Source organism: Gracilimonas qinghaiensis (genome assembly GCF_046602855.1).
Classification (GTDB): domain Bacteria; phylum Bacteroidota; class Rhodothermia; order Balneolales; family Balneolaceae; genus Gracilimonas.
Genome location: NZ_JBKINJ010000001.1, coordinates 454,829 through 467,642 on the forward strand (window position 1 = coordinate 454,829; position 12,814 = coordinate 467,642).

At 42.2% G+C, this 12,814-nt stretch carries 12 protein-coding genes; 11 read left to right on the top strand and 1 reads right to left on the bottom strand.

The window, feature by feature from the left end:
• The first annotated feature begins 37 nt into the window (after positions 1-37).
• The 5 genes from ACKGJO_RS02050 to ACKGJO_RS02070 all read left to right on the top strand — a co-directional run bounded on the left by ACKGJO_RS02050 (position 38) and on the right by ACKGJO_RS02070 (position 5,197).
• The gene (locus ACKGJO_RS02050; protein WP_411321727.1) at positions 38-1,882 is read left to right on the top strand and encodes a 2-oxoacid:acceptor oxidoreductase subunit alpha; all 1,845 of its coding nucleotides are present in this window, start codon (positions 38-40) and stop codon (positions 1,880-1,882) included.
• A 2-nt stretch (positions 1,883-1,884) separates the two neighbouring features.
• Complete coding sequence (locus tag ACKGJO_RS02055) at positions 1,885-2,907, top strand: 2-oxoacid:ferredoxin oxidoreductase subunit beta (protein WP_411321728.1); 1,023 nt, start codon at positions 1,885-1,887, stop codon at positions 2,905-2,907.
• 202 nt (positions 2,908-3,109) lie between these two features.
• A complete protein-coding gene (locus tag ACKGJO_RS02060; protein WP_411321729.1) occupies positions 3,110-3,442 on the top strand; it encodes an ArsR/SmtB family transcription factor in 333 nt (110 codons plus the stop codon).
• Positions 3,443-3,497: 55 nt separating this feature from the next.
• Positions 3,498-4,394, top strand: a complete 897-nt coding sequence (locus tag ACKGJO_RS02065) for an arsenite methyltransferase (RefSeq protein WP_411321730.1) — start codon at positions 3,498-3,500, stop codon at positions 4,392-4,394.
• 179 nt (positions 4,395-4,573) lie between these two features.
• A complete protein-coding gene (locus ACKGJO_RS02070; protein ID WP_411321731.1) occupies positions 4,574-5,197 on the top strand; it encodes a low molecular weight phosphatase family protein in 624 nt (207 codons plus the stop codon).
• 66 nt (positions 5,198-5,263) lie between these two features.
• On the opposite strand, the gene ppsA is transcribed toward ACKGJO_RS02070, so the two are convergent.
• Positions 5,264-7,651 carry a phosphoenolpyruvate synthase gene (ppsA, locus tag ACKGJO_RS02075; RefSeq protein ID WP_411321732.1) on the bottom strand — a complete coding sequence of 796 codons (2,388 nt, stop codon included), beginning with the start codon at positions 7,649-7,651 and terminating at the stop codon, positions 5,264-5,266.
• 451 nt (positions 7,652-8,102) lie between these two features.
• On the opposite strand from ppsA, the gene ACKGJO_RS02080 reads away from it, so the two are divergent.
• From ACKGJO_RS02080 to folE2, 6 genes are all read left to right on the top strand, one after another.
• Positions 8,103-8,549, top strand: coding sequence for a DUF6428 family protein (locus ACKGJO_RS02080; protein WP_458860086.1), 447 nt, complete (start codon positions 8,103-8,105; stop codon positions 8,547-8,549).
• A gap of 65 nt (positions 8,550-8,614) precedes the next feature.
• Complete coding sequence (locus ACKGJO_RS02085) at positions 8,615-9,046, top strand: DinB family protein (RefSeq protein ID WP_411321734.1); 432 nt, start codon at positions 8,615-8,617, stop codon at positions 9,044-9,046.
• Positions 9,047-9,168: 122 nt separating this feature from the next.
• A complete protein-coding gene (locus ACKGJO_RS02090) occupies positions 9,169-10,002 on the top strand; it encodes a universal stress protein (protein WP_411321735.1) in 834 nt (277 codons plus the stop codon).
• A 40-nt stretch (positions 10,003-10,042) separates the two neighbouring features.
• Positions 10,043-11,074 (top strand): ACR3 family arsenite efflux transporter, encoded by a 1,032-nt coding sequence (gene arsB / locus ACKGJO_RS02095; RefSeq protein ID WP_411321736.1) that lies wholly within the window; start codon positions 10,043-10,045, stop codon positions 11,072-11,074.
• Positions 11,075-11,229: 155 nt separating this feature from the next.
• Positions 11,230-11,661 (top strand): 6-pyruvoyl trahydropterin synthase family protein, encoded by a 432-nt coding sequence (locus tag ACKGJO_RS02100; RefSeq protein ID WP_411321737.1) that lies wholly within the window; start codon positions 11,230-11,232, stop codon positions 11,659-11,661.
• A 39-nt stretch (positions 11,662-11,700) separates the two neighbouring features.
• Positions 11,701-12,600: a GTP cyclohydrolase FolE2 gene (folE2, locus tag ACKGJO_RS02105; protein WP_411321738.1), complete on the top strand. Its 900-nt coding sequence runs from the start codon at positions 11,701-11,703 to the stop codon at positions 12,598-12,600.
• Positions 12,601-12,814: the final 214 nt, after the last annotated feature.

A 12,814-nucleotide genomic window follows, 5' to 3' on the forward strand; every position in this document is an offset into this window, starting at 1 on the left:
AATTTTACTTTTTACAAAAATAACTTAAGGAGTAGGTATGGCGGATAAAGTTCTAGTACCAGAGGTTAAGAAAGTTGTAATACGATTTTCAGGTGATTCTGGCGATGGCATGCAGTTAACCGGAGACATGTTTTCACAATCTTCCGGTATTGCAGGAAATGATTTAACTACCATACCCGATTTTCCGGCCGAAATACGTGCCCCTCAGGGCAGTATTGGCGGCGTCTCCAGTTTTCAGATACAAATTGGCGGTACGGAAATATACACGCCGGGTGATGATGTTGATGTATTGGTTGTGATGAATCCGGCTGCACTTGCTGCTAATCTTGGGTTTTTAAAGTCGGGCGGAACCATCATTGCAGATAAGGACAACTTCACCTCTAAGAATCTTAAAAAAGCCAACTACGAGGAAAATCCACTCGAGGATAGCTCCTTAAGCGACTATGATGTTATACGCGCTCCTGCCAGCTCACTGACCAAAGAAGCCTTAAAAGATCTAGGTCTGGACACGCAAACGGTTGCCCGCAGTAAAAATATGTTTGCGCTTGGGTTGGTACTTTATATGTTTAGCCGTCCACTTGAATCCACCATTAAATTCATTGAGAAAAAATTCAGTAAAAAACCTGAATTGATTGATGCAAACGTGAAAGCGCTTCGAGTGGGATATAATTTTGCTGAAACAACAGAATTGATCGGAAATTCCGTGATACCACCGGCGGAACTTCCTGCCGGCACATATAGAAATATCGACGGAAATACTGCTATTGCGTGGGGTCTGTTGGCAGCTGCTGAAAAAAGTGGTCGAAAACTCTCTCTGAGTTCTTATCCAATTACCCCAGCTTCCGAAATAATGCATGAGCTTTCGAAACGCAGAGATCTTGGGGCCATAGTACTTCAGGCTGAAGATGAAATCGCTGCGGTAACTGCGGCAATTGGTGCTGCATTTAGCGGAAATTTATCGGCAACTACCACTTCAGGCCCCGGTGTATCTTTGAAATCAGAAGCCTTGGGTCTAGCTATAATTTCTGAAATACCGCTCGTAGTGGTCAATGTACAACGGGCCGGTCCATCTACCGGTTTACCTACAAAAACAGAACAAGCTGATCTAAATCAGGCTTTATACGGCCGACATGGTGAAGCTCCAATGGTTGTAATGGCTGCAAGTTCACCAGATGATTGTTTCAATTACAGTTATAAAGCCGCTCAAATTGCCATGGAGCATGTTACCCCCGTTCTTTTAATGTCTGATACCTATCTGGCAAGTGGTACAAGTCCATGGAGAATTCCAAATCCTGATGAACTCGAGGATATAAAAATACCTCGGTTTGAAGGTCCTCCTGAAGATTGGGAACCGTACATGCGCGAACCTGAATTTCTAAACCGATACTGGATGAGTGTTGGAGATAAGGGATTTGAGCACCGTATCGGTGGTTTAGAGAAAAAAGAAAATACAGGGAACCTTACTTATGAGCCACTGAATCATCAAAAGATGACCAAAATCCGTGAAGAAAAGATTGACCGGATCGCAGCTCGGTTACCTAAACAAGAAGTTCATGGAGCCGATACAGGTAAACTGCTGGTTGTTGGATGGGGAAGTACATTCGGAGCTATCAATACTGCGGTAACTGAACTCATGGAAAATGGGGAAGAGGACCTTGCATTTACGCATTTCAATTACATAAAACCTCTGCCTGAAAATACAGAAGAGATATTGAGCAGGTATGATGAAATATTGGTTTGTGAGTTAAATAACGGACAATTTGTTCATTATTTGAGATCTAAGTTTCCTGATTTCAATTACAGGCAGTTTAATAAGATTCAGGGACAACCTTTTCTCTCGTCCGAAATTAAAGCGGAAATCGTAAACCATTTATCGGAGTAAATATGAAGACTGATACAATTGATAAAAAAACTCCATTGACGAGAAAAGATTTTAAAACCGATCAGGCCGTTCGGTGGTGCCCGGGTTGTGGCGACTATATGATTCTGGCGAATATGCAGAAGGCATTTGCTCAAATGGATCATGCCAAAGAAAATAATCTTAGCGTATCAGGGATCGGTTGTTCTTCCAGGATCACTTATTATCTGGAGACTTTCGGTATACATTCCGTCCATGGACGGGCTTTGCCGGTTGCTACCGGAGCTAAACTTGCCAATCCTGATCTAAATGTATGGGTATTTTCAGGTGATGGTGATAGTATGGCCATTGGGGGGAATCACTTTATCCATGCCTGCAGACGGAATGTCGATCTCAATTTGGTCATCTTTAACAATAAGATTTACGGGATGACCAAAGGACAGTCTTCACCAACTACTCCCGCAGGAGTAAAAACGAAGACCGCACCTGAAGGTAATTATGAAAATCCGTTCAATATCGGAGAGATTGCGATAGGTGCCGGCGCAACATTCTACGCCCGCGTTCCGGATAATGATCCCAAAATGATGGAAGAGGCAATGATGCAGGCCTATAACCACAAAGGATTTTCAGTTATAGAAGTACTTCAGAATTGCGTGATATTTACTGATGGAATCCACGAAAAAATAACGGGACGTGATACCAAAGATGAACATCAGGTAGTGTTGGAAGAGGGAGAACCCATTGTTTTTGGTAACGATAAAGAATTCGGTTTGAAAGTAGAGGGTATGAAACTCAATAAAATGACTCTTGAAGATGAAATTGGAGGGTCGTTGGTTCACGACCCTACTGAAGATGATACCATATTTCATCTAGCTCTTGCCCGTATGCAGTTACCAAACTTTCCCGTTGCTACAGGCATAATCCGAAAAGTAGAAAAGCCTAGCTTTGAAAGGGAAGTGCATCAGGCCATTGTGGACGCAAAAGAACGAAGTGACTTTCAGTCAGTTCATGACCTGATTCGAAGTGGAAATACGTGGGATATTGTCTAAAATCTTAATACAAAGGTTAAAGCAGATCTTATTTATTTCTCTTTGATATTTATTAAGTGTCAGAAGAAAGCTTTTGCCAATACTAAGATTAATTATCTCAAGTAGAGATATACAGCTATTTGTTTCTACAATTATTTGGGTGTATTGTTGATTCCGGGATCCAAATGTGATACCTTTTATCGTAAATTTACGATAAAAGACTATGGCACTAACCAAAGCAAAGCTATTTAGTGAAAAAGAAGTGAAAGCTGCAGAATTTGCGAAGGCTCTTTCACACCCTGCTCGTATAGCAATCCTCGAAATCCTTGCGCGACGAAATGCCTGTTACTGTGGTGATATCACAGAAGAACTTCCACTGGCACAGTCAACGGTATCGCAGCACCTGAAAGCGTTGAAATCCGCTGGTATTATAAAAGGTGAGATCGAGGGAATCAGGACATGTTACTGTTTGGATGAAAATAATCTGACAGCATTTCGCTCTATTTTGGATGAATTCTTTTTGGATCTCAAAAGCAAAAATCCGAATTGTTGCTAATTATTCAAATTAGCTGACTCTAGATAATTAATTTAAAGACTCATTATTTTTTAACATGATAAAAACCAGCACAAAATCTCCAGAAGAACTAAAAGAAACCGTCCGTAAAAAATATGATGAGATCAGTCGGCAGGGGAAAACCTATAATGCAAGAAGCTGCTGTGGAGCCGGCGGTGATTCCAAGAAAGTCTACAATATAATGACAGATGACTATAGTGAGATGGAAGGATATAGTGCGGATGCAGATCTTGGGTTGGGCTGTGGCTTGCCAACACAGTTTGCACAAATAAAAAATGGAGACTACGTGATCGATCTGGGTTCCGGTGCAGGCAACGACTGCTTTGTAGCACGGCACGAAACCGGTTTGGAAGGGAAAGTGCTTGGTATAGATTTTACCGAATCTATGATTAAAAAGGCTCGTGAAAATGCAGATAAACTAGGTTTCAATAATGTTGAGTTCAGATACGGAGATATTGAAGGTATGCCTGTTTCTGATGGCGTTGCAGATGTTATCGTTAGTAATTGTGTATTGAATCTAGTTCCCAATAAACCGAAAGTGATCTCGGAGATTTTCAGAGTGCTGAAACCGGGTGGCCACTTCAGTATATCTGATATAGTATTGGAAGGGGAACTGCCGGATAGTCTTCGCGAGGATGCTGAAATGTATGCTGGATGCGTGGCAGGGGCTATTCAGAAGAATGACTATTTAGGACATATCAAAGAAGCCGGTTTTGAGAACATAACCATCCAGAAGGAAAAACCGATCGAGATCCCGGTAGATATCTTAAGTCAGTATTTAAGTGAGAAAGAAATTGAGGAATTTAATTCAGGCGAGACCGGCATCTATAGTATTACCGTATTTGCACAAAAAACCGGTGGTATGGAAAATGAAGTGACAATGATTGGATCTGATAACACAGAAATTTGTGAGCCAGGTTCGGGTTGTTGTTAGCTTAACGTTTGGAGAACGGGTAATGGAGCTCTATTTATTTACCTGTGAACCGGGCACGCCATCTATTCCTAACGAGGCGTTGAAAATGAGTTATACAAAACAGGTAGATCGGACTTCCAGGATAGTATTAAGAAGGCAACTCTACACAATAACAGCAATAATCAGATAATAGATATTAGATGATATTCTCGAAATTAAAATCTTATATCAATGGATTGGTTTCTAACTTTGGTTCAATCCCTTCGGACCGGGTAAAAGATCTTAAGACGGTTGCTGACTATATACTTTCCAAAAAAAAATCAGAAGAAATGGCACGGCTTAATTATATATGTACACATAATAGTCGGCGGAGTCACCTTGCGCAAATATGGACTCAGACTGCAGCTGCCTACTATGGCATAAAAGATCTTGAAACCTATTCCGGTGGAACCGAGGCCACCGCTTTCAATCCCAGAGCCGTGGCAGCTATAGAACGAGCCGGATTTAAAGTGCAGAATCCCGATGGGGAAAATCCCAGGTATGAAGTGTCGTTCAGCGATGAAGCTGAACCTATGATCTGCTTCTCCAAGAAATTTTATGATGACTTCAATCCGGATAAGAACTTTGCCGCCATCATGACCTGCTCTGATGCTGATGAAAACTGTCCATTTGTACCGGGTGCTGAATTCCGAAAGTCAATCACTTATGTAGATCCCAAGGTTGCAGACGGAACGGATAAAGAGGCTGAGGTCTATGACGAGCGGTGTAAGCAGATTGCTACTGAAATGTTTTATATGATGAGTCTGCTAAGGTCAGGCCTTTAATTTTTCGAATCTTTGCGATCTCACCTCGGTTTCTGATAAGCCGTTTTTCGGAATGGTCGTATGTAGTTAGCCCTTTCCTTCAGCTTTCAGTATGTTTTTAATGCCTCTTGCGATCGCATCAGGATTGAATGATATGCTGTCGATACCTTTCTCTACCAGAAATTGAGCATACTCAGGGAAATCACTGGGCGCTTGCCCGCAAAGACCGATCTTTCTGTCAGAATCTTTAGCTTTTTCAATAGCGGTTCCGATCATTTCCTGCACTTGCTTATTTCTTTCATCAAAGATATTACTCACAAGTTCTGAATCTCTGTCTACACCAAGAATAAGCTGTGTCAAGTCGTTGGAACCGATCGAAAAACCGTCAAATATCCCTGCAAAATCTTCTATACCTTTTACATTAGATGGGATCTCAACCATAACAAAGAGTTCAAGCCCGTTATCGCCTTGTTTCAGGCCATGTTTTTCCATTTCCTTCACCACTTTTTCACCTTCTTCTGCTGTCCGGCAAAATGGTATCATCAGCTTGATGTTATCCATGCCCATTTCATTCCGTGCGCGTTTCATGGCCAAACATTCCAGACGAAACCCATCACGATATTGATCACTGTAGTAGCGGGAGGCACCACGAAAACCAAGCATCGGGTTTTCTTCTTCGGGTTCAAATTGTTCTCCGCCTAGTAATTTTGCGTACTCATTAGATTTGAAGTCACTCATCCGCACTATAACTTCCCGCGGATAAAATGTGGCAGCAATTGTAGCAACGGCCATCGATAATTTTTCTATGAAGTAGTTTTCCTTATCATCATATGCGGCAGTCAATTCTTGAATTTCTTGTTTGGCCTCATCATCCTCCAGGTCATCAAAATGGACAAGGGCCAAAGGATGGGCTTTGATAGAATTATTGATGGTAAATTCCAGTCTGGCAAGACCGACACCATCCACCGGGTAATCTGCATATTGAAACGCAAGCTTTGGATTGGCGAGGATCAGTTCCACGTCAGTATCGGGCTCAGCTAATTCATCTGTATTGATCTCATCTTCTCTCCATTCAAGAATTCCCTTGTAGACCTTTCCATCCTGTCCTTCCGCGCATGAAACAGTGATCTCCTGTCCGTCCTTTATCTTTTCTGTAGCGTTTTCGGCTCCTACTACGGCGACGGTTCCCATCTCTCGGGCTACAATAGCTGCATGACTGGTTCGGCCACCGCTGTCAGTTACAATGGCAGAGGCCTTTTTCATAATGGGGTCCCAATCGGGATTGGTAATTTCGGTGATCAGCACATCACCTTCTTTGAGCTTGTCTGATTCATCAGTTGAATTTAAGATCCGCGCTTTTCCTGCTGCAATTTTATCGCCTATACTGTTTCCAGATACGATCACGTTTCCGTCATCTTTAAGGGTATACTGCTTAAGTTTATTTTTCTTCTTTTTAGAGGAATGAACCGTTTCAGGTCGGGCCTGTACAATGTAAATTTCCTCTGAATTCCCATCTTTAGCCCACTCAATATCCATTGGTTTTTCGTAATGTTCTTCAATTTTCAGGCACCACTTTCCCAGTTTTTCAACTTCTTGATCAGATAAGATAAACGAACGCTGCTCTTCCTTTGTGGTTTTAGCATCTTTGGTATTCTGAGCTTTATCACTCTTTGTTTCAGAGTAGACCAGCTTTCTCTCTTTTTTGCCTGCATCTTTTGAGATAATGGGGAGTTTATCGTTTTTTAAATTTCTTTTATAAAGATAGAATTGATCGCCAAGCACTTCACCGCCTACTATATAATCACCGAGCCCCCAACTCCCGTTGATGAATATTACGTCTTCAAAACCATTATCAGGGTCGATGGTAAAAGCCACACCTGAGCAGCTTGTATCTGACCGAACCATCTTTTGCACTCCGGCTGAAAGAGCAATTTTCATATGGTCAAAATCATTGTCCTCTCGATATTTGATAGCGCGGTCCGTAAAGAGGGAAGCGTAACACTTTTGTACGGTTTCCACTACATCTTCCTCTCCTTTGATATTGAGGAACGACTCGTGCTGACCGGCGAAACTAGCTTCAGGCAGATCCTCTGCTGTGGCGCTGCTACGAATCGCTACACTCTCCAGGTCTTTCTCGCGCTCTTGCAGTTTTCGGTAGGCCTTTTTAATAGCCTGGGCCAAATTTTTTGGTATTGCACCGTTCATGATCTTGTTGCGAATATTTACTCCAACTTCTTCCAAATTTGAAAACCCATCGCGGTCTAGTTTTTCCAGCTGTTGACTGATTTGATCTTCCAACTCATTCTCTTCAATGAATTTCCAATACGCATCGGCTGATGTGGCAAAACCATCGGGGACGCGAATGCCTTCTGCGTTGAGTTCACGATACATTTCGCCTAGTGAAGCGTTTTTTCCTCCCACATCTTCTACTCTTGATTGATCCAGCTCTTTAAAGTGATATATAAAATCAGGCATTTTCTCAATTTTATGATTCTTATAGCTTTATAAAAAACATACCTGCTGTTATTTCCGTTTCTTACGGACTTTATGCCCCGCGACCTATAGCACTTTGGATTTTATACGGGTGGGGTGTTTTTAAGAAGGGAAGGTACTGCAATGGGCATAACAAAAAGAGGAGCAAAAATGACTACGAGGGTGGACAGCAGGACGGATTCAAAATAATCACACTAAACCTCAATTGTGCCGTTTGGTTCAGAAAAAGTCACATAATTGAATTGGATTTAGAGGGTATTAATCGTATAATTACGATGAATTGCAAATTTGCTCACTTTTAATGCATTAGAATAAGCGAAGATCAGTTGTGGTATGGGATATGTGACAAGAGGTACACACAGCTACCAGCTGTTATATTTATGCAATTAATTTATTGAGTCCGAAAAATTAAAATTTTTATGAGGTTATAACTGTGAAAACCCAAAATTTCATAAACATGTTAGTTTCTAACACCAAAAAAGATCTGTCATTCATTTTGCCTGACAACACACGCCTTTCAGGTGATCTGCACATTACAGAAATTCAAAATCACAGTGTGTCCTCTGTAGATTGTGGAGGTAATCCGCATCAGTACGATGAAACAGTGGTTCAGTTATGGATAAATGAAGCTTCAAAAGATATTGCTGAGTGGAGAACGGAAAAAGCACTGAAGATCTTTGAAATCGTAGGTGAGAAAATTGAGTACAAAGATCAGGCAGAACTTCTGGTAGAATTTGGGGATTCGATCCATTCAACCGTACTTTATTCTGTAGGCAGTATCATAGAGACCACAAGGGATGTGACCATTATGCTTACGGTAAAACCAACCGTCTGTAAACCTCGTGTAGATACGAGCGGTGAATTGGCAGGTTGTTGTTAGATCCTAGGTTAAAAGAATAAAATGTGAGTGTCGAATTACAATTTCAGTTTATAAATCAATTAATAATGATGTATGAAATGTGGCTAACCGGACGAACTCGTTTGACCGGACAACTTGATTCTATTTCTGAAGATGACCTCTCAAAGCGACTTCACCCTGAATCGAATTCAGTAGGATGGATGCTTCGGCATATGGCAGAGGTAGAATTGTTATTTGCTAAAAATGTATTCGGCAAGGAGCTCGAGATCAAGGCGCAAACTATTGGCTCACTGGCCAAAGACCGTGGTAAATTTACGAAGCTCAAAGAGCTGCTTGATATGATCGAGGAAGCAGAGAATGAACTTGGATCTGCCATAAAGGACATTAGTGACTGGGAGGGAACCGTAACAACGGCGGAATTCGGAACAGTTACTAAGGCTCAGGCACTGGGTCGTGTCATGACACATACCGCATTACACTCTGGTCAGCTTTCTCTCGCTTTGAAGTATGGGAGCTAAACTGGTAAAAAGTGTCTGTGCTATCACAAATGATAAAAATGCAGTCAATTTATATTCTCTTAAAATGAGCATTGTATATTCCTTAAGGCATCGAATAACAATCCAATAACTGGAGGTTCATTATGAAATTTTCAAACGCAATGCTTGCTCTCGACCTGTCACCTTCCAGTGATGATCTGGTGCAGGGGATGTCAGATCTCAAAGAGATCGGTATCCAAAAGGTCACCCTCTTTACTGTGGTAACAAAGGATTATCCCAACGGACGTGAGAAATTTGATCGATCTACCTACGAATCGAAGTTGTCAGATTATGCAGCGAAGTTGAATGACGAGGGACTGGATACTGATTGGATACTGAAGGTGGAAAAAGGATCGTATGCTCCTACCGAGATACTTGAAGCTATGGGTGAGTCGGGTGCCGACTTTTTGGTGATCGGGAACAAGGGGCACAATTTATTGGCCGATATGTTATTGGGAAGTGTGGCATCAGAAGTGATTCACAGGGCAGACGTCCCTTTGCTGTTGCTCCGCATATCTGACAAACCAGGTAAAGGAGAAATATCGATTTGCAAGAACGTAAGACGAAATATCTTACTACCAATTGATTTTTCAAAAGCTGCTGACCGGGCAATGGAAGCCTTTGAGCAAGAGGAACTGCGGGAATCCTTAGTGATGATCCTGAATGTTCAAACCATGCCGAAAGAGGGAGAACCTGACAAATTAAAGGAACGGGTAGATTATCTAGATCGCATGGGTGTAAAGGACGTTAAAAGTGAAACCAAACATGGTAATATCTGGATCGAGATCACCGAATATGCAGATAAAAAAGATATGTCCATGATACTGATGGGATCGCAGGGCAAGGGCTATGCAGAGGATATATTTATAGGGAGCAACAGTCTGCGTGTTGCACGCCACACTTCAAAACCACTGATGTTGATCCCTGCCAAAAAGTAGTTCAATTAATAAATCTAATATAACTCATATTTAAAATTTCATGGCTGAAAAGCAGATTGCGTTCTTTGAAAAATACCTGACACTCTGGGTACTTTTATGCATTGCAATTGGAATTGGCGTTGGGTTTTTGGCAGGTGATTCCATACAGGTGATAAGTGACTGGGAGATCTATAAAGTAAACATCCCTGTTGCCATCCTGATCTGGCTCATGATCTATCCAATGATGCTGCAGGTTGATTTTGCCTCCCTTAAGGAGATCGGGAAATCACCAAAGGGTGTGGTGTGGACGGTGATTATAAACTGGGCGATAAAACCCTTTACGATGGCCTTTTTTGCCTGGATCTTCTTTGATCATATTTATTCAGCCTGGTTAAGTCCCGAATTGGCTGACCAATATATAGCCGGTGCTATTCTATTGGGAGCTGCCCCTTGTACGGCCATGGTATTTGTCTGGTCATATCTCTCTGATGGGGACCCAAACTACACACTGGTTCAGGTTTCGGTCAATGACCTACTAATTCTTATTCTGTTTATACCCATTGTGGGACTTTTGCTTGGTATCACTGATATAACCATTCCATGGAATACCCTTACTGCTTCCATTGTCGTTTTTGTAGTTATTCCCTTAGTGGCGGGTTATTTAACGCACAAGGTCGCTATTGCTAAGAAAGGGCAGGAGTGGTACCTCTCGAAATTTCTTCCAAAATTTAAACCGGTTTCCATTTCAGCGCTATTGATCACTTTGGTTTTGCTCTTCGCCTATCAGGGAGAACGAATTGTGGCTCAGCCATTGGATATTCTGCTCATCGCCATTCCGTTGACCATTCAAACTTATTTTATCTTTGCTTTGGCTTGGTACGGTGGTAAAAAGATCGGTTTACCATATCAGGTGTGTGCTCCGGGTTCCATGATCGGGGCCAGTAACTTCTTTGAACTGGCGGTTGCTGTGGCTATCGCTCTCTTCGGCCTCCAATCTGGTGCGGCCTTGGTTACCGTTGTCGGAGTACTCATCGAAGTACCCGTGATGTTGTCGCTCGTTCGGTTCGCAAATAAAAGCAGAGTAGGATATTAATGAATGAATTCAGGACTTAGGAGTCGGAACTCAGATAAGCCCTACTGATTTCTAAGTTCTGGATACTGACTACTTCTATAAAAATCTTTCCACTTGCAGAACTGTTTTTAATTTTTCAATGTTAAGGCATCTGAAAACTTAAAAACAGACTGACTTTGATACTTGTAACAAGAAAAGCACATTTTAACGCAGCACACCGACTCCATAATCCTGACAAGAACAAGGAGTGGAATCAGGATACGTTTGGCAAATGCAACTACCCAAACTGGCACGGACATAACTACGTGATCGAAGTGACGGTAGCGGGAGAGCCGGATCCTGAAACGGGTTTTGTGATTGATCTGGGGAAATTGAAATCTATTATAGAGAAGAAGATCCTCGAGCCTTGCGATCACCGGAACCTCAATATGGATGTTCCATTTCTGAAGGGCACGATACCTACTTCTGAAAACCTGGTTCGCGCATTTTATGACCAGCTCCGAGCAGATGTGGAAGCAGCCTGTACCAACGGTGGTAAGCTATATAAGGTCAAATTATTTGAGACCGAACGAAACGTGGCCGAATATTGTCCCTATCTGGGAATCTAACAGACTATTCATTATACAATTAGCAGTAAGAGAAGAACTATGATTTCAAATGACGTACAACGTATTTATGACCCTACCTTTACGGTAACACCTGAATACAAAGAATCTTTACCTGACCTACAGAATGGTCCGGCCTCACTTATTGAAGGAGCAAATGTCCCGATTCAACAGGTAGGCATCTCAAACTTCAAGCTGCCGCTGAAGTTCAGTAGAAGAGAAGGAGAGCCTGTCACCCTCGAGGCTTCGGTAGATGGCTACGTGAGCCTTGAAATGGATAAGAAAGGCATCAATATGAGTCGCATCATGCGCACCTTCTACAAGTTTCAGGATAAGGTCTTTCACCTCGACAGACTTGAAGACATATTGAAAGCATATAAAGAAGATCTTGATAGTCAGGAATCGTTCCTAAGGATAACATTCAACTATCCACTGCTGATGGATAGCCTGCGTTCAGGTATGAAAGGGTATCAGTATTACAAGGTGCAACTGGAAGGCCGACTCGATAACTACGGTCAGTTCCAAAAGCATATGCATCTCGATTTTGAGTACAGCAGTGCCTGCCCATGCAGTTATGAGCTGGCGGAACACGCAAGGGAAACACGCGGAGTGGCAAGTATTCCACACAGTCAGCGTAGCATTGCCAATATAACAGTGGCCTTAAAAGATGAATTTTTCGTGGAGGATCTGGTTCAGATCTGCCGAAATGCCCTGAAAACAGAAACTCAGGTCATGGTAAAGCGCGAAGATGAGCAAGCTTTTGCCGAGATGAACGGTGCTTTTCAAAAATTCGTAGAAGATGCTGCAAGATTACTCTACGATGAACTCGACAGCTATAACAGCATCCGCGACTTCGTTGTACGTTGCGTACACATGGAAAGCCTGCATAGCCATGATGCGGTAAGCCGAATCTGCAAGGGATTGCCTAACGGATTACGCTAAGAAGAATATGGGGTACTTAAACCCATGATATACTCATTAGAGAATGGCCGGACTGAACACCGGCCATTTTTTTATGTAGTATTTAAATACATGATCCTTCAAGTCTACAGACGCTTATACTGATCCTTCGGCTGGCGGAGAAGGATCCACACAACTATAGAGTTGCACATACTTTTTGAAGATGCTTCATAAGTTTCTTCAGCATGACTGACCT

What these genes read in the sequence shown, in the direction of transcription:
- ACKGJO_RS02085 (WP_411321734.1), top strand. Translation starts at nt 8,615, where the DNA reads ATGATGTATGAAATGTGGCTAACCGGACGAACTCGTTTGACCGGACAA.
- ACKGJO_RS02060 (WP_411321729.1), top strand. Translation starts at nt 3,110, where the DNA reads ATGGCACTAACCAAAGCAAAGCTATTTAGTGAAAAAGAAGTGAAAGCT.
- ACKGJO_RS02050 (WP_411321727.1), top strand. Translation starts at nt 38, where the DNA reads ATGGCGGATAAAGTTCTAGTACCAGAGGTTAAGAAAGTTGTAATACGA.
- ACKGJO_RS02070 (WP_411321731.1), top strand. Translation starts at nt 4,574, where the DNA reads ATGATATTCTCGAAATTAAAATCTTATATCAATGGATTGGTTTCTAAC.
- arsB (WP_411321736.1), top strand. Translation starts at nt 10,043, where the DNA reads ATGGCTGAAAAGCAGATTGCGTTCTTTGAAAAATACCTGACACTCTGG.
- ACKGJO_RS02055 (WP_411321728.1), top strand. Translation starts at nt 1,885, where the DNA reads ATGAAGACTGATACAATTGATAAAAAAACTCCATTGACGAGAAAAGAT.
- ACKGJO_RS02065 (WP_411321730.1), top strand. Translation starts at nt 3,498, where the DNA reads ATGATAAAAACCAGCACAAAATCTCCAGAAGAACTAAAAGAAACCGTC.
- ACKGJO_RS02090 (WP_411321735.1), top strand. Translation starts at nt 9,169, where the DNA reads ATGAAATTTTCAAACGCAATGCTTGCTCTCGACCTGTCACCTTCCAGT.
- ppsA (WP_411321732.1), bottom strand. Translation starts at nt 7,651, where the DNA reads ATGCCTGATTTTATATATCACTTTAAAGAGCTGGATCAATCAAGAGTA.
- folE2 (WP_411321738.1), top strand. Translation starts at nt 11,701, where the DNA reads ATGATTTCAAATGACGTACAACGTATTTATGACCCTACCTTTACGGTA.